This is a genomic window from Kribbella sp. NBC_00359 (assembly GCF_036097425.1).
Lineage (GTDB): Bacteria > Actinomycetota > Actinomycetes > Propionibacteriales > Kribbellaceae > Kribbella.
This window is the reverse complement of sequence record NZ_CP107975.1, coordinates 1,608,830-1,628,226: the sequence shown is the minus strand read 5'-3', so window position 1 is coordinate 1,628,226 and position 19,397 is coordinate 1,608,830. Positions and strand designations below refer to the sequence as shown.

General features: G+C 68.8%; 18 protein-coding genes. 9 read left to right on the top strand and 9 right to left on the bottom strand.

The window, feature by feature from the left end; translation table 11 throughout:
- Positions 1 to 7: 7 nt before the first annotated feature.
- A complete protein-coding gene (locus tag OG876_RS07860) occupies positions 8 to 1,087 on the bottom strand; it encodes an ABC transporter ATP-binding protein (RefSeq protein WP_328524118.1) in 1,080 nt (359 codons plus the stop codon).
- A gap of 223 nt (positions 1,088 to 1,310) precedes the next feature.
- Here OG876_RS07860 and OG876_RS07855 point away from each other — a divergent pair, with 223 nt between their 5' ends.
- On the top strand, positions 1,311 to 2,330 hold the full coding sequence (locus tag OG876_RS07855; protein WP_328524117.1) for a LacI family DNA-binding transcriptional regulator: 1,020 nt from the start codon (positions 1,311 to 1,313) through the stop codon (positions 2,328 to 2,330).
- Here OG876_RS07855 and OG876_RS07850 read toward each other — a convergent pair.
- The 3 genes from OG876_RS07850 to soxR all read right to left on the bottom strand — a co-directional run bounded on the left by OG876_RS07850 (position 2,327) and on the right by soxR (position 4,598).
- Entirely contained in the window at positions 2,327 to 2,806 is a 480-nt protein-coding gene (locus OG876_RS07850; protein ID WP_328524116.1) for a hypothetical protein, read from the bottom strand. The two genes, OG876_RS07855 and OG876_RS07850, sit on opposite strands and share 4 nt — an antisense overlap.
- A gap of 178 nt (positions 2,807 to 2,984) precedes the next feature.
- Positions 2,985 to 3,671 carry a snapalysin gene (gene snpA / locus OG876_RS07845; protein WP_328524115.1) on the bottom strand — a complete coding sequence of 229 codons (687 nt, stop codon included), beginning with the start codon at positions 3,669 to 3,671 and terminating at the stop codon, positions 2,985 to 2,987.
- Positions 3,672 to 4,121: 450 nt separating this feature from the next.
- Positions 4,122 to 4,598, bottom strand: coding sequence for a redox-sensitive transcriptional activator SoxR (gene soxR / locus OG876_RS07840; RefSeq protein ID WP_328524114.1), 477 nt, complete (start codon positions 4,596 to 4,598; stop codon positions 4,122 to 4,124).
- A 364-nt stretch (positions 4,599 to 4,962) separates the two neighbouring features.
- On the opposite strand from soxR, the gene OG876_RS07835 reads away from it, so the two are divergent.
- Complete coding sequence (locus OG876_RS07835) at positions 4,963 to 6,903, top strand: DEAD/DEAH box helicase (protein ID WP_328524113.1); 1,941 nt, start codon at positions 4,963 to 4,965, stop codon at positions 6,901 to 6,903.
- Positions 6,904 to 6,957: 54 nt separating this feature from the next.
- Here OG876_RS07835 and OG876_RS07830 read toward each other — a convergent pair whose 3' ends face one another.
- On the bottom strand, positions 6,958 to 8,046 hold the full coding sequence (locus OG876_RS07830; protein ID WP_328524112.1) for an aminotransferase class V-fold PLP-dependent enzyme: 1,089 nt from the start codon (positions 8,044 to 8,046) through the stop codon (positions 6,958 to 6,960).
- A 120-nt stretch (positions 8,047 to 8,166) separates the two neighbouring features.
- On the opposite strand from OG876_RS07830, the gene OG876_RS07825 reads away from it, so the two are divergent.
- From OG876_RS07825 to OG876_RS07810, 4 genes are read left to right on the top strand one after another with little or no spacing between them, the layout of a single operon-like run.
- A complete protein-coding gene (locus tag OG876_RS07825) occupies positions 8,167 to 11,319 on the top strand; it encodes a penicillin acylase family protein (protein WP_328524111.1) in 3,153 nt (1,050 codons plus the stop codon).
- Between the two features lie 7 nt (positions 11,320 to 11,326).
- Entirely contained in the window at positions 11,327 to 11,848 is a 522-nt protein-coding gene (locus OG876_RS07820; protein ID WP_328524110.1) for a YbjQ family protein, read from the top strand.
- On the top strand, positions 11,838 to 13,232 hold the full coding sequence (locus OG876_RS07815; protein WP_328524109.1) for a GH1 family beta-glucosidase: 1,395 nt from the start codon (positions 11,838 to 11,840) through the stop codon (positions 13,230 to 13,232). The genes OG876_RS07820 and OG876_RS07815 overlap by 11 nt, the downstream gene beginning before the upstream one ends.
- Positions 13,229 to 14,473: an MFS transporter gene (locus OG876_RS07810; RefSeq protein WP_328524108.1), complete on the top strand. Its 1,245-nt coding sequence runs from the start codon at positions 13,229 to 13,231 to the stop codon at positions 14,471 to 14,473. Before OG876_RS07815 ends, OG876_RS07810 begins: the two co-directional genes overlap by 4 nt.
- On the opposite strand, the gene OG876_RS07805 is transcribed toward OG876_RS07810, so the two are convergent.
- The gene (locus tag OG876_RS07805) at positions 14,462 to 14,824 is read right to left on the bottom strand and encodes a hypothetical protein (protein ID WP_328524107.1); all 363 of its coding nucleotides are present in this window, start codon (positions 14,822 to 14,824) and stop codon (positions 14,462 to 14,464) included. The genes OG876_RS07810 and OG876_RS07805 overlap by 12 nt on opposite strands.
- 1 nt (position 14,825) lies before the next feature.
- Here OG876_RS07805 and OG876_RS07800 point away from each other — a divergent pair, with 1 nt between their 5' ends.
- Positions 14,826 to 15,077, top strand: coding sequence for a MarR family winged helix-turn-helix transcriptional regulator (locus OG876_RS07800; protein ID WP_328524106.1), 252 nt, complete (start codon positions 14,826 to 14,828; stop codon positions 15,075 to 15,077).
- Between the two features lie 3 nt (positions 15,078 to 15,080).
- On the opposite strand, the gene OG876_RS07795 is transcribed toward OG876_RS07800, so the two are convergent.
- Together OG876_RS07795 and OG876_RS07790 are read right to left on the bottom strand one after the other, a co-directional pair.
- Positions 15,081 to 16,373: a winged helix-turn-helix domain-containing protein gene (locus tag OG876_RS07795; RefSeq protein WP_328524105.1), complete on the bottom strand. Its 1,293-nt coding sequence runs from the start codon at positions 16,371 to 16,373 to the stop codon at positions 15,081 to 15,083.
- Between the two features lie 11 nt (positions 16,374 to 16,384).
- Positions 16,385 to 16,999 carry a VC0807 family protein gene (locus OG876_RS07790; RefSeq protein WP_328524104.1) on the bottom strand — a complete coding sequence of 205 codons (615 nt, stop codon included), beginning with the start codon at positions 16,997 to 16,999 and terminating at the stop codon, positions 16,385 to 16,387.
- A gap of 111 nt (positions 17,000 to 17,110) precedes the next feature.
- On the opposite strand from OG876_RS07790, the gene OG876_RS07785 reads away from it, so the two are divergent.
- Both OG876_RS07785 and OG876_RS07780 read left to right on the top strand, forming a co-directional pair.
- Positions 17,111 to 17,713 carry a TetR/AcrR family transcriptional regulator gene (locus OG876_RS07785; RefSeq protein ID WP_328524103.1) on the top strand — a complete coding sequence of 201 codons (603 nt, stop codon included), beginning with the start codon at positions 17,111 to 17,113 and terminating at the stop codon, positions 17,711 to 17,713.
- A gap of 29 nt (positions 17,714 to 17,742) precedes the next feature.
- Positions 17,743 to 18,954, top strand: coding sequence for a pyridoxal phosphate-dependent aminotransferase (locus tag OG876_RS07780; RefSeq protein ID WP_328524102.1), 1,212 nt, complete (start codon positions 17,743 to 17,745; stop codon positions 18,952 to 18,954).
- On the opposite strand, the gene OG876_RS07775 is transcribed toward OG876_RS07780, so the two are convergent.
- Positions 18,945 to 19,394, bottom strand: coding sequence for an EVE domain-containing protein (locus OG876_RS07775; protein WP_328524101.1), 450 nt, complete (start codon positions 19,392 to 19,394; stop codon positions 18,945 to 18,947). The genes OG876_RS07780 and OG876_RS07775 overlap by 10 nt on opposite strands.
- Positions 19,395 to 19,397 lie beyond the last annotated feature (3 nt).

Below are 19,397 nucleotides of genomic sequence, written 5' to 3'. Positions count from 1 at the left end.
CCGGCGATCAGGCGGTCAGCCGCTCGTCGGTGGAGGTGGAGAAGAGGTGCAGCTTGTCCGGCACGGCCGCGAGGTGGATGGTCGCGCCCTTCTCGACCGGCATCCGGGCGTCGATCCGGGCGACGATCTGCTGGTGCTCGTTGTTGTGCTCCGCGGTGCCGTACAGGTACGCGTCGGCGCCGAGCTCCTCGACCACGGCCACGTGAACCGGCAGGCCCTGGTCGGCGACCTTGAAGGCCTCCGGCCGGACACCCAGGGTCAGGGTCTTGTCATTGCCGGCCTTCGCCAGGATGGCGCGATCGACCGGCACGATGTAGTCGCCGAGCTTGGCGCCACCCTCGACCAGGTCCGCCTCGAGCAGGTTCATCGCGGGCGAGCCGATGAAGCCGGCCACGAACTTGTTCTTCGGGGCGTCGTACAGGTTCAGCGGGGTGTCGACCTGCTGGAGCAGACCGTCCTTGAGGACGGCCACCCGGTCGCCCATCGTCATGGCCTCGACCTGGTCGTGCGTGACGTACACGGTCGTGACCCCGAGGCGCTGCTGCAGCTCGGCGATCTGGGTGCGGGTCTGCACGCGCAGCTTGGCGTCGAGGTTCGACAGCGGCTCGTCCATCAGGAAGACCTGCGGGTTACGCACGATCGCGCGGCCCATGGCGACACGCTGACGCTGACCACCGGACAGCGCCTTCGGCTTGCGCTCCAGGTACTCCTCCAGGCCGAGCAGCTTGGCGGCCTCCATGACCCGCTTGGCGCGGTCCTCCTTGGAGACACCCTGCATCTTCAGCGCGAAGCCCATGTTGTCCGCGACCGACATGTGCGGGTAGAGCGCGTAGTTCTGGAACACCATCGCGATGTCCCGCTCCTTCGGCGGACGGTGCGTGACGTCGCGGTCGCCGATGTAGATGGAACCCTCGTTGACCTCTTCGAGGCCGGCGAGCATCCGGAGCGAGGTGGACTTGCCGCACCCCGACGGGCCGACGAGAACCATGAACTCGCCGTCCTCGATCTCGAGGTTGAGCTTGTCGACGGCGGGGGTGTCACCACCCGGGTAGATCCGGGTTGCCGCTTTGAAAGACACAGTGGCCATGACGATTACTTCCCTTCACCGGCAGGAACGTGCCGGACGATCCGAGTAAAGGCCCCCGGGCGGGGGTGCGTTCATCCTCGCCCGCCCCGCTCGTCCTGACAAGCCGTACGGCGTGTGACGTGTCCATTCTGTTCACGTAGTGGACAACTGTGCGCAGTCTCAGTCTGCAAGTTCTTGCAGGATCTTGCTGCAACGTCAACCGCCGATAGGTACAGTGCCCCGCGTGAGCAGTAGAGCGAGGCTGGCGGACATCGCGGCCAAGGCGGGGGTCAGCGAGGCGACGGTCTCACGGGTGCTGAACGGCAAGCCGGGGGTGGCGGAGGAGACCAAACAGTCGGTCCTGACCGCCCTCGACGTCCTCGGGTTCGAGCGGCCGACCCGGTTGCGGCGGCGGTCGGCGGGGCTGATCGGGCTGGTGATGCCGGAGCTGATCAACCCGATCTTCCCGGCGTTCGCCCAGGTGATCGAGTCGGCGCTGTCGCAGCGCGGCTTCACGCCGGTGCTGTGCACGCAGTCGCCGTCCGGCGCGACCGAGGAAGAGTACGTCGAGCTGCTGCTCGAGCGCGGTGTCTCCGGGATCATCTTCGTCTCCGGCCTGCACGCGGACACCGGCGCCGACCACGCCCGCTACCAGGCGCTGGTGGACCGCCGGCTGCCGGTGGTGTTCGTGAACGGCTGGCTGCCCGGGGTGGAGGCGCCGTTCGTGTCGTCCGACGAGTACGCCGCGATGGAGCTGGCCGTCTCGCATTTGGTTGCCCTCGGCCACCGCCGGATCGGGTTCGCGTCCGGGCCCGAGCGGTTCATCGTGGTGCAGCGCAAGCTGGCCGGCTACCGCACCTCGATGAAGGCCCAGCTGGGCGTTTCCGACGAGGACCTGCATCCGTTGGTCGCGTTGAGCATGTTCGGCGTCGAGGGTGGCGCCGCGGCGGCCCAGCAGTTGCTGGACGCCCAGGTCAGCGCGGTCATCTGCGGCTCCGACATGATGGCGCTCGGCGTCATCCGGGCCGCCCGCCAGCGCGGCCTGTCCGTCCCCGGCGACATCTCGGTCGTCGGCTACGACGACGCCCCGATGATGGAGTTCACCGACCCCCCGATGACCACCATCCGCCAACCAGTCCAATCCATGGCCCTCGCCGCCGTCCAGTCGCTCTTGGAAGAAGTCCGCGGCCACACCACGCCGCACACAGAGTTCCTGTTCCGGCCGGAGCTCGTCGTCCGGGGATCCACCGGGCCGGCGCGCTAGGCCCAGTCCTCGCAGGTCTTGGTCTTGAAGTCCTCGAGGGACTCGGACCTGTTTCCTTCCTGCTCGCGCTCCGGCACGAGCACGGTGCCGGGCTCCAGGCCGGACAGGTCCCGGTCACTGAAGTCGAGGTGGTTCGCGGACCAGCTGTTGTCGTTCGACCACCCGTAGATCGTGTACTGCTGCTCCGGGTCCCGCCCCTCGAGCTCCCCGACCACAGCCCAGCCGTTCCCGCCGGTGTCCAGGGTGAACTGCGAGAACCCGGTCACCGGAGAGCTGACCTCCCACTTGCCGAGCGTCTTGTCATCCCGGTACAGCGTCGCGCCGTCGATGTGCCCCTCGCACATCTGGACGACGATCACGGCTGCGCCTTGGGCGTCGACCGTCACGCCGACGACTCCGCCCGGCGGGACCGTGCAGCTGGTAAGGCCCGCACAGCAGGCTGTCGCGACGCCCCAGATCCCCACCCTTCTACGCACTGGATCAGGGTAGGAGGCGGGAGGGGCGTCGTACACAGAGCTCCGGCCCGGAAGCCCGTCCCCTGCCGGGCGGGTTCCGGGCCGGGGGCCTCGGGGCGGTTACTTGGAGATGTGACCTCCTACTTGGAGATGTGACCTCCTACTTGGAGATGTGACCTCCTACTTGGAGAGTGACCTCCTACTTGGAGATGTGGAAGGCGGCTGCGGGGAGGCTGATCTTGCCGTTGGCCCAGAGGGCGTTCACCTTGGAGCGCTCGGTGGCGTCCGGGTAGGGGTTGGTGCAGGACGGGCCGGGGCCGCCGCCGGACATCAGTTCGGAGCAGGGGCCCGAGTAGTGGTCGGGCAGGCCGAGCACGTGGCCGGTCTCGTGGGCGGTGATCCGGGTCGGGTCGTACTGCTGCGCCTGGGCGTAGTCGAGGAAGACGTAACCGCTGCCGTGGCCGTCGGTGGACGCGTACGAGCCGCGCGGGTCGTTGCCCTCGGTGTAGTAGAAGTCGTAGTTGCTGCCCTCGACCAGCTTGACGTTGCTGACCGAGGAGTTCCAGATCGATGTGCTCGAGTTGATCTGGGACTGGAAGCTCGGCGCATCGACGGCGTACGTGACGGTGACGGCCGTGACCTTGCGGCCGGCCTTGGCCTGCTGCGCCATCTTGGCCTGGGCGGACTTCATCACGGCGTCGTAGAACGCCTTGGTGGCCGCCTCGTCCTGCGGCGAACCGACGTACGCGGCCCGGCTGGCGGCGGTCGAGACGGACGAGTCGGTGGCCGGTGCCGAGGCGATGGGGGACGCTGCGGCGAAGGTGGGGACGGCCAGGGCTGCGGCGGCGAGCCCCGCGAGCGAACTCAGGATACGGCGATGCGACATGGAGGGCCTCACTCCGGGTCGGTGGCGGATAGCGACGGGCGGATTACCGTTCGCTACCCCCGGATGCTGCCAAGAGTCCAGCTTCTACGCACCCGGTCGCGGAAAACCCAGGGGATAACCCGCGAATCCCAGCACCCGTTCTATGCCGGTCATAACCACGCGGGTATGACCAGGATTACCGGGCGGAGGCAGGTGCTAGGTGCGGCCGACCGGGCAGGAGCGCGGGCGGGCTGAGGCCGCTCTCCGTCAACACCAGTCGTCGAACTCGCGGGCGCCGATCCGGCAGTCGATCGCGGGCGATAAGCCCGCAAGAGCCGGGCGGTAGCCGGAAGTCCCTGCGGTAGCAGGGTGGTGCAGGAGCGGTAGCTCCGCAGGTCACGATCGGGTGGGCGGGAGCGCGCGCGGAGCGGGCGCGACGAAGGAGCGACTGCGTAGCACGAGTGGGGAGGGTCAGGACTCGCCGGGGATGCCTACGTTGAGGAGGCGGGCGCCGGGGCCGCGGTCGGCGAGGCGGTCGGCCTTGTTGTAGAGGTTGCAGCGCTGGAGGCTGAGGCAGCCGCAGCCGATGCAGCTGTCGAGGTCGTCGCGGAGCCGCTCGAGCTCGGAGATCCGCTCGTCGAGCCGGCTGCGCCACGCCTTCGACAACCGGCTCCAGTCCGCCCGGGTGGGGGTCCGGTCGTCGGGCAGCGAGTCCAGCGCCTCCTTGATCTCGGCGAGCGCGAGGCCGACCCGCTGGGCCGCCTGGACGAACGCGATCCGCCGCAACGTGCTGCGCTGGTACTGCCGCTGGTTGCCGGCCGTCCGCCGTGAGTCGATCAGGCCCTGATCCTCGTAGAACCGCAACGCCGATGCCGCCACTCCGGACCGCTGTGCGATCTCCCCGATCGAGAGCCAATGCTCCTTGCTGGGGACGTTCACCTCTCCCATACGGCCACCCTAGGACGAGGCACCAGAAACTCAAGCTCACTTGAACTGCGGCCGATCGGGGCGGAAGGCACCAGTTGGCGAGTGGTTTGGTGATTCGCCCCGGTGGTCAGGACCGAGGTCCCGGTCAGGTATACTTTTCAGCGTCGGTGCGCGCGTCGCGTCACCAGAGTTTTTCCCAGGCGCTCCGACCCGTCGGTTTCAGCATCCCGCTGAAGGTCCCCGGCGACATGGGTGCAACGCGATATGCACCCGCAGGTCGATGCCCGTCTCCTGCTCAGCACGTTCCGTCCGGTCACGTCCGTGACCGGCGCTCGCGTGCGGTTGCGATCCGGCCATTCGTCCGTGACGTTGAGAGAGAGTTTGCGTGACCCAGCACCACCAGGACAATCAGCCGACCGCCGGCGAGCAGGCCGACGGACGGATCAAGAAGCCGCGGCACAAGAAGTTCCAGACCCAGTCGTACGGCGAGCGGATGGCCGCGGACGCCGCCACCACGCCGACCGGCGAGGTGCGTAACGACGCTGCCCGCGGTGAGCGCCGCGGCGGCCCGTCGCAGTACTCCGACCGTGGCGCCCGCAACGGCAGCCGGTCCGACAACGACCGTCGCCCGGTGAAGGGCTACCGCGCCGAGCGCGCGACCCAGCCGGCTCGTTACAACCGCGACGACCGTCCGCAGTACGGCGATCGCACCCGCACCGACCGCGGTGAGCGGACGCAGTACGGCGACCGCCCGCAGACCAGCCGCACCGACCGCCCGCAGTACGACCGCACCGATCGCACGGACCGCCCGAAGTTCGAGCGGACCGATCGCCCGCAGTACGACCGCGCCGACCGGCCCAAGTTCGAGCGGAGCGACCGGCCGCAGTACGACCGCCCCAAGTTCGAGCGGAGCGATCGCGCGCCGTACCGGCGGGACGACAAGCAGTACGAGCGGCGGGAGCGTCCGTCGTTCACCGAGACCAAGCGGGACGAGCCGATCGACCTGGGGACCGTTGCTGCGGACAACCAGTTCGCCGCGCTCGGCCTGGCGCCGCGGCTGGTGCAGCGGCTGGCGCGGGACGGGATCACCACCCCGTTCCCGATCCAGACCGCGACCATCCCGGACGCGCTGGCCGGCCGGGACGTCCTCGGCCGCGGTCAGACCGGTTCGGGCAAGACGCTCGGTTTCGGTCTGCCGACGCTGATGCGCCTGGCCGGTGGCCACACGGAGTCGCGCCGGCCGCGCGGCGTCGTACTGGTCCCGACGCGTGAGCTCGCGATGCAGGTGCACGACGCGCTCGAGCCGCTGGCGCACGTGATGAACGTGTCGATCAAGCTGATCGCCGGCGGTCTGCCGTACCCGAAGCAGATCGACGCGCTTCGCCGCGGTGTCGACCTGCTGATCGCGACGCCGGGCCGGTTGATCGACCTGTGCGAGCAGGGCGCGGCCGACCTCGGCGCGGTGGAGATCGCCGTCCTCGACGAGGCCGACCACATGTGCGACATGGGCTTCATGCCGGCGGTCACCACGCTGCTCGACATGACGCCGCCGGAAGGCCAGCGCCTGCTGTTCTCGGCGACGCTGGACAACGACGTCGACAAGATCGTGAAGACCTACCTGAAGGACCCGGTGCAGCACTCGACCGAGTCCGGCCAGGCCTCGGTGAGCACGATGGAGCACCACCTGCTGGTGATCGAGCCGGGGCACAAGCAGTCGCTGACGGCCGAGCTGGCCAGCCGCGACGGCCGGACCATCGTGTTCGTCCGCACCAAGCTGGGCGCCGACCGCGTCGCCACCCAGTTGCGCGACCGTGGCGTGATGGCCGCGGCGCTGCACGGTGGCCTGACCCAGGGGGTCCGGAACCGGACGCTGGACCAGTTCAAGGACGGTTCGGTGCCGGTGCTCGTGGCAACGGATGTGGCCGCCCGCGGCATCCACGTCGACGACGTCGGCCTGGTGGTTCAGGCCGACCCGCCGGCCGAGCACAAGGACTACCTGCACCGTGCCGGCCGGACCGCGCGCGCCGGTGGCAAGGGCGCCGTCGTCACGCTCGTTCTGCCGCACCAGCGGCGCGGGATGATGCGGATGGCCGAGACCGCCGGCGTCAAGGCCGAGCCGGTTCGGGCCCGTCCGGGCGACGACCTGGTCACCGAGCTGACCGGCGGCACCAAGCCGTCCGGGTACCCGGTGAAGCTGCCGGCCCCGAAGCCGCAGCGGTTCTCCAAGGGCGGCGGCAAGGGCGGCAAGCGCTACGGCAGCGGCCGTCCGGGCAACCGCGGCAGCAACGGACCCCGCCGTACCGAGCGGAAGTCCTACCAGCACTGAGGTAACTGAAAGGGCCCGGTTCTCCTGCAATTCAAGGGGAACCGGGCCCTTTGCCTAGGTGAGGATCGCCCAGAGCCTGGCCAGCACGGTGGCGATCTCGTCCGCGTCGAGCGGGATGAGTTCGAGCATCAACTCGTCGTCGGCGACCCGGTCTGTCATCACGTAGATCGGCGGCACGCCGGCTTCGAGTTCGGTCGCGACCCGCTTGGCGTCCTTCACCTTCAGCAGTACGCGCGACACCTGCAAGCCGGTGGGATCCTGGACCACCTCGGCCGAGAGCTCCGGGATCCGCGCGGCCGCCTCGGCGAACGCGAGCACCTTGGCCAGCTCGTCGGCTTCCCACTTCATCCGATCGAAGGCCTGCCACTCCTCGAGCGCCGCGATGACGCCGATGATGGCTTCCTTGGTCGGCTTCATCACCCGGCCGATGCCCTTCTCCTGCGCACGCACCGCCTGGACCAGCGACCAGGTGCCGGCGACCAGGCCGGCAGTGGGGGAGCCGAGGTACTTCTGTCCGCTGACCAGCACCAGGTCCGCGCCGGTTGCCAGCAGGTCCGCGATCCGTGGGAACTGGGCGGCGCCGTCGATGATCGCGGGGACGCCGCGACGGTGTGCGGCCCGTACGGCGGCGACCAGGTCGAGCGGCCCGCCCTGCGTCAGCCGGGACGAGACCAGGAACAGGCAACTGACATCCGGCCCGTCAAGCTCCTCCTCCAGATCCCCAATGCTGCAACGGTTTTCGTCGCCGGCCAGGTCCACGTGCGCGCCGGACAGCCGGATGCCCTGCAGGTTGGAATGCCCGTAGTCGACCACGTGGCAGGCCGGCAGGACGACCCGGTGGTGCATGTCCGTTGCGTCCGGCAACGCCGCGATCCGGCGCGCGTCACCGCCGGTCATGGTGGCCGCGACCGCGAGCGTGATGCCGGCCGCGGTGCAGTGGACGACCGCGCCCGCCTGCGCGCCGGTCACCTGGGCGATGGCCTCGCTGGCGCGGTCGCCGAGCTCGTCCATCACGAAGAATTCGGGTAGTGCCTGTGCGACGGCCGTCGCCACCCCGTCGGAACTCCGCGACACCCCCAGTGGCGTGAAAGTCCCCTTGGCGTTGATCACCACACTCAACCGATAACGCTCATGGATGCTCATGGTGCTGCTCACAGTAGTGGTCACTGTCAGTACTTGGACAGTACCTGAGCCAAACCGACCTCTTGACCCGAAGCTACTGGTGAGTCATTCTCATTTTCACCCCGACCGAGGGAGGATTCCGTGCCCCGCCCCGCACCCAGAACCCGCGCCCTTCGTACGATCGCCGCGCTGGCGGTCACCGCCGTACTGGCCGCCCTGCCGACCCCCACCCACGCGACGCCGGAAGCGGCCGCCACCACCCCGGCCGACTACTGCGCCGGGCAGTGCCGCGACATCCTGCCGCCCGGGCAGAACGGCAACGCGACCTTCACGGATCTCCTTGCTTTCAAGGCTTTGGGGATCAGACCGGCGCATTTCAGCGACACCGTGAAGCCGTACCAGGACCTGGTCTGGAACTCGCAGGGCATCACCGACGACGGCCTCGCGCCGTACTACGACGACTCGTCGTTCGGGGTGAAACCGGGCGACGTCGCGAGCACGATCCACCCGCGCGCGGACGTCACGATCGTGCGGGACAAGTCCCGCGGCATCCCGCACATCACCGGTACCACCCGGCAGGACGTGATGTTCGGCGCCGGGTACGCCGGGGCGCAGGACCGGCTGTTCGTGATGGACGTGTTCCGGCACCTCGGCCGCGGTCAGCTGACCCCGTTCGCGGGTGGTGCGGCGGCGAACCGCGCGTTCGAGCAGGAGTTCTGGCGGACCGCGCCGTACACCGAAGCCGATCTCCAGCGGCAGTACGACGACGCCGACGAGTTGTACGGCGCCGACGGCGTGAAGATGCAGCAGGACATCCAGGCCTGGGTGGACGGCGTCAACAACTACATCAACACGGTCGGCATCGCCTACCCCGGTGAGTACGTCGCGCTCGGCCTCGACTGGCCGACCCAGCCGTGGAAGGTGACCGACGTGGTCGCCACGGCCGCTGTGGTCGCGGGCATCTTCGGCACCGGCGGCGGCCAGGAAGTGACGTCGGCGTTGGCGTTGCTCGAGGCACAGGCGAAGTACGGCGTTGCCGAAGGCACCAAGGTGTGGGAGTCGTTCCGCTCGCAGAACGACCCGGAAGCCAGTACGACGGTGCACAACGGTACGACGTTCCCGTACGGCACGACCGGACCGGACCCGGCCGGTCGCGCGATGCCGGACCGTGGCTCGGTCACGCCCGAGCCCGAGGTCATCGACCAGACCGTCAACGCCAAGGCGGCGGCGAAGCCCGCACCGCAGGGCTCGGAAGCGCTCCAGGGGATCTTCGATGGCGGCCTGTTCCCCGAGGGTTTCGGGGAGAAGGGCATGTCGAACGCGTTGCTGGTCTCCGGCGCGCACACCGAGAGCGGGAACCCGGTCGCGGTCTACGGCCCACAGACCGGGTACTTCGCGCCACAGTTGCTGATGCGCCAGGAGCTCCAAGGGCCGGGCGTCAGCTCGCGCGGCATCGCATTCGCCGGACTCAACTTCTACACGCTGATCGGGCGCGGCCCCGACTACTCGTGGAGCGCGACGTCGGCAGGGCAGGACATCACCGACACTTTCGCCGTACCACTGTGTGAGCCGGGCGGTGGGACGCCGACGAAGAACTCGCAGTACTACGAGTTCCGCGGGCAGTGTGTCCCGATCGAGCGGCTCGAGCGGCACAACGCGTGGTACTCCAGCCTCGGATCGTCGGAGCCGGCCGGGTCCTACACGTTGGTTGCCCTGCGCACCAAGTACGGGATCGTCACGCATCGCGGCACGGTCGGCGGCCGCCCGGTGGTGTTCACCAAGAACCGGTCGACGTACGGGAACGAGGCCGGGTCCGCGCTGGGCTTCATGCAGTTCAACGACCCCGACCGCATTCACTCGGCGGCAGACTTCCAGCAGGCCGCCGCCAACATCGGGTACACGTTCAACTGGTTCTACGCGGACAAGTCCTCGATCGCGTACTTCAACTCCGGTGACAACCCGGTCCGCGCGACCGGCGCCGACCCGAACCTGCCGACCTGGAGCTCCTACGAGTGGCAGGGCTGGAACCCGGTGACCAATCGGGCCACGTACACCCCGCCCGCGCAGCACCCGCAGGTCGTCAACCAGGACTACCTGACCAGCTGGAACAACAAGCAGGCGCCCGGGTTCTCGGCGTCCGACGGTCAGTGGGGATACAACTCGGTCTATCGCAGCCAGCCGCTCGACGACCGGATCAAGGCGGTCATCAACAGCGGCCAGAAGGTCACCCGCGGCAAGTTGGTGGAGGCGATGGAGGATGCTGCCACCGTCGACCTCCGCGGCGATCAAGTGCTGCCTTACTTACTTCGTGTACTGAAGTCGGCCCCGATCACAGATCCAGCCGTCGCCGACGCGGTCGCCAAGCTCACCGCGTGGCAGCAGGCCGGCAGCCACCGCAAGACGCCGAACGCGTCCTCGAAGACGTACGGCAACGCCGACGCGATCCGGATCCTCGACGCGTGGTGGCCGCTGCTGGTCCCGGCCGAGTTCAAAGACCTCGGGCCCGAATTGTACGGCGCTCTGGTCGCGAACCTGAAGATCGACGAGCGGCCGAGTGCGCAGGGCTCCGCGTTCCAGAGCGGGTGGTGGGGTTTCGTTCAGCGCGACCTGCGCAAGGTGCTCGGGGATCCGGTGAAGACACCACAGCCGGTCACGTTCTGCGGCGGTGGTTCGCTGGCCGCGTGCCGGTCGGTCCTCACGGACTCCTTGCTGGCGGCAACCAAGGTGCCGGCGGCGACGACGTACCCGGCGACCGCGGACAGTGCGGCGGGCGACCAGTTCTGCGCGGACCAGATCGTGCACCAGCCGATGGGCGGGATCACCCAGGACCGCATCGCCTGGGTCAACCGGCCGACGTACCAGCAGGTGGTCGAGTTCCCGGCGCGGCGCGGCGACGATGTCAGCAATCTCGCTGTCGGGAAGACTGCGACCGCGAGTAGCTACGAGACGGGATGGTTCAACTCGCCGCCGGCGCAGGCGGTCGACGGGAAGCTCGACACCCGGTGGGCGAGCGACTGGTCGGACCCGCAGTGGCTGAAGGTTGACCTCGGCAACGAGCAGCCGGTCGGGCGGGTGGTGCTGAATTGGGAGGCGGCGTACGCGAAGTCGTACCGGGTGGAGGTGTCGCGCGATGGGGCGACCTGGCAGCAGGTGTACGCGACGACGACCGGGAACGGGGGCGAGGACGTGGTCCGGTTCGGGGCCGTCGCGGCTCGGTACGTGCGGGTCACGGGGACTGTCCGGGCTACGTCGTACGGGTACTCCCTCTACGAACTCCAAGTCCTGAGGCAATGATTAGGGCATGACGCAGAACTATCCTCCGAACCCGAACCAGCCGTACCCGCCGCAGCAGGGTTACCAGCAGGGTCCGCCTCCGGGCTATGCGCCGCCGCAGCAGGGGTACCAGCAGGGTCCGCCGCGGGTGGCTCCGCAGGGTTCGCCGTACCCGGTGCTCGTCTCGACGATGAACGACCTGCCCGGGTACACCGCGGACAAGGTGTTCGGCGAGGTCTTCGGGCTGACCGTGCGAAGCCGTGACTTCGGGTCGAACTTCACCGCGAGCTTCCGGTCGCTCGGCGGTGGCGAGGTGCCGGAGTACACCCAGATGCTGGCCGAGTCGCGGCACGTCGCGGTGATGCGGATGTGCCAGATGGCACAGCAGATGGGCGCCAACGCGATCCTCGCGATGCGGTTCGACTGCAACGAGATCGCGCAGACGATGAGTGAGGTGGCGGCGTACGGCACGGCCGTGATCGTGCGCAAGGTCGAGCCGCCGCGGGTCCAGGACAGCAAGCCCGATGAGGATGATGCGAATGACAGGTGAACCTGCGAGCGCAGCGAGCGAAAAACCGACGCAGCCGTTTCCGCCCGGATTCCGATGGGGGGTCTCGACGTCGGCGTACCAGATCGAGGGTGCCGTGGCCGAGGGCGGCCGCGGTCCCTCCACCTGGGACACGTTCTGCGCCGAGCCCGGCCGGATCCTGAACGGCGACACCGGCGCGGTCGCCTGCGACCACTACCACCGGTACGCCGAGGACGTCGCGCTGATGCGTGAGCTGGGGGTGGACACGTACCGGTTCTCGTTCTCCTGGCCGCGGATCCAGCCGTCGGGGACCGGGCCGGCGGCGGCCGCCGGTATGGACTTCTACGACCGGCTGATCGACACGCTGCTCGGCGCCGGGATCCGGCCGGCTCCGACGCTGTACCACTGGGACACGCCGCAGCCGCTGGAGGACGCGGGTGGGTGGCTGTCCCGGGATATCTGTGATCGCTTCGCGGACTATGCGGCGCTGCTGGCCGCGCGGTTCGCGGACCGGGTGCCGCAGTGGATCACGATCAACGAGCCGATGGTGCTCACCTTGATGGGCTATTCGCTCGGTGCACACGCACCCGGGAAGGAACTACTCTTCGACGCGCTCCCGGTCGCGCACCATCAGTTGCTCGCGCACGGTCGGGCGGTCCAGGCGCTGCGTGCGGGTGGGGCGATCGAGATCGGCATCGCCTCCAACCATGCGCCGACCTGGCCGGCCAGTGACAGCCTCGAGGACAAGGAAGCGGCCGGGCTGTACGACAACCTGATCAACTGGCTGTTCGCCGATCCGGTCCTGCTCGGGACGTATCCGTCGGGCTTCGAGGCCGCGATGCCCGAACCCGTCGCGGACGACCTGACCGTCATCTCCACGCCGATCGACTTCTTCGGCATCAATCACTACGCACCCGTGTCCGTCGGCGCCGCGACCGGCCAGGCCGACACCGCCGCGACCGACGGCATCCAACTCCCGCCCGGCCTGCCCTTCGAACCACGCCAACTCACCGGCTACCCGACCACCGACTTCGGCTGGCCGGTGGTGCCCGCCGCGTTCGGCGAGATCCTGCGGATCTTCAAGGACCGGTACGGCGATCGGCTGCCACCCGTCTACATCACCGAGAACGGGTGCGCGATCAACGACGACCCCGTCGACGGAGTGGTGTCCGACCAGCGGCGGATCGACTATCTGGACGGGTATCTGCGATCGTTGCGCGCGGCAATGGATGACGGGATCGACGTCCGCGGATACTTCCAGTGGTCGTTGCTGGACAACTTCGAGTGGGCCGCGGGGTACTCGCAGCGGTTCGGCCTGGTGCACGTCGACTTCGCGACGCAGGTGCGGACTCCGAAAGCGTCGTACCACTGGTTCCGTGACGTGATCGCCCAGAGCCGGCCGTGATTCCGGAGCCGGGGGTGGTGCCGGCGGCTCTCGCGGAACCGACCGTACCGGTCCGGGCGCGGTGGACGGCGGCCGTCGTGCTGGCGAACGTGGGGGTGTTCGCGGCGTGGCTCGGGCCGATCCAGGTGCTGCTGGCGAAGCAGTCGGAGGCGGTTGCTCCAGGCAACAAGGAGTTCGTGTTCGGGCTGGTCACCGGGGTCGGCGCGGCGGTGTCGGTGGTCGCGAATCCGGCGTTCGGGGCGATCTCGGACCGGACCCTGTCGCGGCACGGGCGCCGGGTGCCGTGGGTGGTGGCGGGCGCGCTGGGAGGCGCAGCCGGGCTGTTCGTCCTGGCCGGGGCGGACGTGATCGGGCTGATGCTGCTCGGTTGGTGCCTGATGCAACTGTTCGGGAACGCGCTGCTGGCGGCCATTACCGCGACTGTGCCGGACCGCGTTCCGGTCTCGCAGCGTGGCGTGGTCGGTGGGTGGGTGGCGATCTCGCAGGTGCTCGGTGCGCTGGTCGGGACCGCGCTGGCTACCGCCGCGGGCGGGATCGGCCTCGGGTACGTCGCGTGCGCGATCTTCCTGCTGTTGTCCGTCGTACCGTATCTGTGGCGGAGCGGGGACTCCCGGCTGGCGCAGCGGCCGCCGCTCGTGGTGCGGGACTTCCTCCGCGGGTTCTGGATCAGCCCGCGGCGGTATCCGGATTTCGGGTGGGCGTGGCTGACCCGCTTCCTGTTCAACGTGGGGAACGCGCTGGGGACGCTGTACCTGTTCTACTACCTGCAGGACGAGGTCGGCATCGATGATCCGGACACCGGCGTACTGATCCTGACCGCGATCTACAGCGTTTGCGTGCTGTGCACCGCGATCGGGTGCGGGAAGTGGTCGGATTCCGTTGCCCGGCGCAAGGTCTTCGTCACCGGCTCGGGCCTGGTGATGGCCGCCGCGGGCGTCGTCCTCGCTATCTGGCCGACCTGGCCCGGCGCCATCACCGGCGCCATCATCCTCGGCGCCGGTTTCGGCGTCTACCTCTCCGTCGACTTCGCCCTGCTCACCGAGGTCCTCCCCAGCGCCCGGGACCGCGCCAAGGACCTCGGCGTCATCAACATCGCCAATTCGCTTCCCCAGGTCCTCGCCCCCGCCATCGCCGCCCCGATCGTCAAACACCTCGGCGGCTACCCCGTCCTCTACCTCCTGGCCTCCGCCGTCACCGCCCTGGCCGCCGTACTCGTCCGCCAGATCCGCTCAGTCGACTGACCGCCGTTCTCGCGGCAACAGGGTGCTGACGAACGCGATGGCTACGCCGAGCCCGGCGGCCACGATGAAGACGAGGTCGTACCCGGTCGCGAGAGCGGCTGGAGAATTCCCGCCGGCTCTGGCGCCGGCGAGTGTCGTGAGGACTGCCAGACCCACGGATCCGCCGACCTGACTTGCGGTGTTCGCCAGCCCGCCGACCACTCCCGCATCACCTTCGGGTACGTCGGCGGTCACGGCAGCCATCAGGGTCGGGAAGGTCAGTCCGATGCCGATCGCGATGAGCAGCGTGGGCCCGAGCACGCCGGTGAGGTAGCCGCTGCTGGTCCGGACGCTCGGCTCCGACTCCGCCACGATGACGCGGACCGTGCGCCGCCTGGAGCAAGCCGGCTTCGTGCGGGTCACACCCAGCGCCACCGACAAGCGCGCCACCGTCGTCGAGCCCACGCCGGCCAGTCAGTCCGTGCGCCGCGAGGTCGAACGCATCTGGGCCCAACTGGAAGAGAGCGCAACCGGCGATCTCACCCCGGCCGAACAAGCCGAGGCGCTGGTGGTCCTTCAGCGCATCGAGGACAGCCTCACTCGCGCCGCTACGCCATCTGCCTAGCTGTCAGGTGGCGACTGCTCGGGCGACGGAGCGGCCGAGGGGGCTGGTCGCGGTGACCTTGATGTGGTTGAGGCCCAGCCAGGCGGCCATGAGGTGGAGTTCGGCGGCCAGGGGTTCGGTGGGGTCCGGGGTGTTGGGCTCGGGGGTGAGGGTGGGGACCACGAGGGTGGAGGTTTGGCGGTCGGACTTCAGGTCCACTCGGGCGACCAGGCGATCGCCGAGCAGGAACGGAAGCACGTAGTAGCCGTGGGTGCGTTGAGGGGCGGGGGTGTAGATGCTGATGCGGTAGAAGAAGTCGAACAAGTGGTGGGTGCGGTCGCGGTTCCAGATCAGCGGGTCGAAGGGGGAGAGGAGTGCTCGGGCGTTGATGGGGCGGTCCTTGGCTTCGTGCCAGCGGTAGCTCTGTTGGGTGATGCCTTCGACCCGGACGGGGATCAGGTCGCCGGTCTCGACCAGTTCGCCGACAACCTGGCGTGCTGTTGCTGTGGGCAACGTGAAGTGGCCCTGGCCGGCGCCACAGAGGTCTTTGGCTGTCGCGACGCCCAGCCCGCGGGCGGCGATCCGGATGAGCTCGCGGCGGCTCTCGTCCGCGGTCGGCTCGGGCGCGGAGAGTACGTCGGCCGGCAGCACGCGCTCGGGGAGGTCGTAGACGCGCTCGAAGTTCTGCCGTCCCGCGATCGTCACCTGACCCGTGCAGAACAGGTACTCGATGGCGATCTTCGCGTCCTGCCAGTTCCACATCCGTCCGGTGGTCGGATCCGGATCCGCGTCGGTCCGCTTCCGCCGTACGCCGTCCGGACTGGCCTCGCCGGCCGTGAGCGGGCCCTTCTCGGTGACGATCGCGAGCACCTGGTCGACGTACCCGGGCCGCTCGGCGCTCAGCCGCCGCATCCCCGCAACCACCGACCACGGCGCGGTCACGTCAGGGCTCAGCTCCTGGTCCCACACCTGCCGCTCCGCCGCGCGCATCCGCCAGCGCAGCAACGGGTAGTAGCTCAACGGCAGCAGCGCGGCCTTGTGTCCCCAGAAGTACTCGAACAGCTCCCGGCCGTCTCCCCAGCTGATCCGGTCGAGCGTCGTACGCGCGTAGTCCCCGACCCGGGCGAACACCGGCAGGTAATGCGAGCGGCACAACACGTTCACCGAATCAAGCTGCAGCACCCCGGCCCAGCCGATCGCCTTCCGCACCCGCCGCACATCCGCACGCCCGCCAGACCGCGTTTCCGCGAACCCCTGCGCATTCAGGGCGATCCGCCGCGCAACCTCCACCGAGATCTCATCACCAACCGCCGCCATGCCCCCGAACGCTACCGCGCAGGAGCCTGCTCCACTGCACGTTTGCGGTACCAAAGGCCCCAGCCGACCAGCACTGCGAGAGAGCCGACGTGCAGCACCGGTGACAGGTTCGCCATGACGTCGACCGGCAGCAGGTAGACGAGCACCAGGCGGACGATCGCATCAGCCAGGAGCACACCGCCAACCACGGCGCTCAGCTTCACGAAGCGGCGGCGGAACTGCGGCTGAGTGCGCCAGCGCTCGTCCCATTCGGCGAGGAGTTCCGGCTTGCCGGCGTTGAGTTTCCGGGCCAGCGTGTAGATGAGCGGGCGGCCGGTCAGACACGAGCCCACCAGCAGCAGGCCGGCCGCGCCGGACAGGACCGACTCGCGCGCCAGCAGGATCCGCGGGTCGCCGGTAAGCAGCGACAACACGAGCAGCACGGCGAAGCTCGCACCCACCAACGCTCCGAGTCCGTTCAGCCGACGGTGTACGACGGCCACGAACGCGACCCGGATCAGGGCTGCGACGCCGCCCGCGGCCAGGGCCGGGAGGACGTCGTACCCGAGGGCTCGTCCGCCGTAGTAGACGACGGCCGGCAGGCCGACATCCCAGAGCAACCCCCGCAGGAGTTTCCGCTTGTCCATCAGAACCTCTCTCGGTCAGTTAAGATACTGCCAGTAGCTTAAGAGGTGCGGGACGAGCGCGATTAGGTCAGATGTCATGGGATACTCTGGGTATCTCTCACGGGAGGTTGGATGACCCAGGTGACGCGCCGGCGAGGCCCCGCGCTCGAGCAGGCGATCCTCGATGCGGCGGTCGAGGAGCTCAACGAGGTCGGCTATCACCGCCTGACCATGGACAGCGTCGCCGCCCGCGCCGGGACCGCGAAGAACGTCATCTACCGGCGCTGGCCGAGCCGTGCGGCGCTCAGTATCGCGGCCTACCGGCAGATGCTGCCGACCAACCCGGACGAAACACCCGACACCGGTTCGCTCCGTGGGGACGCGCTCGCCCTGCTCACCCGTGCCAACGACCGGTTGTCGTCCCCGGTCGGACGGATCCTCCGAGAGTTGCTGACCGACATCCAGTCCGACCCGGAGCGGCTACGTGAGCTGCGAGACCAGATGGCCCGAGCCGGCATCGGCGTGTGGCTGACGGTGCTGGCCCGGGCGGCGAGCCGAGGCGAGGTCGACCCGGCCGCGCTCACACCCCGCGTCGCCACGGTCGCCGTCGATCTGCTCCGCAACGAGTACGCATTGAACGGTGCGACCAGTGTCCCCGCCAGCGTCCTGACCGAGATCGTCGACGAGGTGTTCCTCCCGCTGACCACGCAGGCACGGGCCGAGCGTCGTACCTAGGCTGACATGCCGCGGATATGGTTTCGGATATGTCGGTGATGCAGTCGTCCAAGCTCGCGAACGTTTGTTACGAGATCCGCGGCCCGGTGCTGGAGGAGGCGCAGCGGCTGGAGGCGGCGGGGCATCGGATCCTCAAGCTGAACACGGGGAATCCGGCGCCGTTCGGGTTCGAATGTCCGCCGGAGATCCTCGAGGACATCGTCCGTAACCTCGCCGACGCGCACGGTTACGGCGACGCGAAGGGCCTGCCGTCCGCCCGGCGGGCGATCGTGCAGCACTACCAGCCCGCGGGCGTTCACCTGGACATCGACGACATCTACATCGGCAACGGCGTCTCCGAGCTGATCCAGATGGCCGTGCAAGCGCTGCTCGAGGACGGTGACGAGGTCCTCATCCCCGCGCCGGACTACCCGCTGTGGACCGCGGCGGTCGCGCTGGCCGGCGGTACGCCGGTGCACTACCGCTGCGACGAGCAGTCCGACTGGATGCCGGACCCGGCCGACATCGAGGCGAAGATCACCGACCGCACCAAGGCGCTGGTGATCATCAACCCCAACAACCCGACCGGCGCCGTGTACGACCACGACCTGCTGGTGACGCTGGTCGGCATCGCCCGCCGGCACGGTCTGCTCATCTACGCCGACGAGATCTACGAGAAGATCCTGTACGACGACGCCGTGCACATCCCGGTCGCGTCACTGGCTCCCGACGTACTGACGCTCACCTTCAACGGACTGTCCAAGGCGTACCGGGTGGCCGGCTACCGCTGCGGCTGGCTCGCGGTCAGCGGTCCCAAGCACCAGGCGACCAGCTATCTCGAGGGCCTGACGATCCTGTCGAACATGCGGTTGTGCGCGAACATGCCGGCCCAGCACGCCATCGCCACCGCGCTCGGTGGCAGGCAGTCGATCCGGGATCTCGTCCTGCCCGGTGGTCGGCTGCTGGCGCAGCGGGACACGGCGTACGAACTGCTGACACAGATTCCCGGCGTGACGTGTGTGAAGCCGAAGGGCGCGCTGTACGTGTTCCCGCGGCTCGACCCGAAGGTGTTCGGGATCACCGACGACCGTCAGTTCGTGCTGGACCTGCTCCGCGCCGAGAAGATCATGATCGTCCAGGGCACCGGCTTCAACTGGCCCGAACCGGACCACATCCGGATCGTCACGCTCCCGCACAAGGATCAGCTCCAGGATGCGCTGACCCGGATCGCCACCTTCCTCGACGGCTACCGTCAACGCTGAGCCATCGCACTCCGCAGCAGCAGGAAGTCCTCGACAGCGAGAGTCACCAGGCCGCGGCGGAGTTGGTAGCCCCAGTTGGGCTGCTGGGTCAGGATCAACTCAGCGCTGAGGTCGGTCAGTGCGGCAGGCTCGACCGGGTCGAAGTCGATCCGGCGCCGCCAGGGGCTGACGATGCCGTGGGCACCCATCGACATCGGCTCCGCCTGGTAGGGCTCGGCATCGGCGACGACCCCGAGCGCGGTGAAGGCCCGGAGCGGCGTCTTCCCGCCGTACTGATCGGTCGGCGAGTAGATGACGAAGCCGTCTCCGAGCCTCAGCCGGGCTACGCCTGGCCGTTTCCCGTGGTTGAGCTGGATGAAGCCGCCGGCGGCGGCGCGCCGGGCGTGGTCCGCCGACACGACACCCAGCCAGGCTCGTTCAGGTTGCGAGGTAGTGGTCACCTA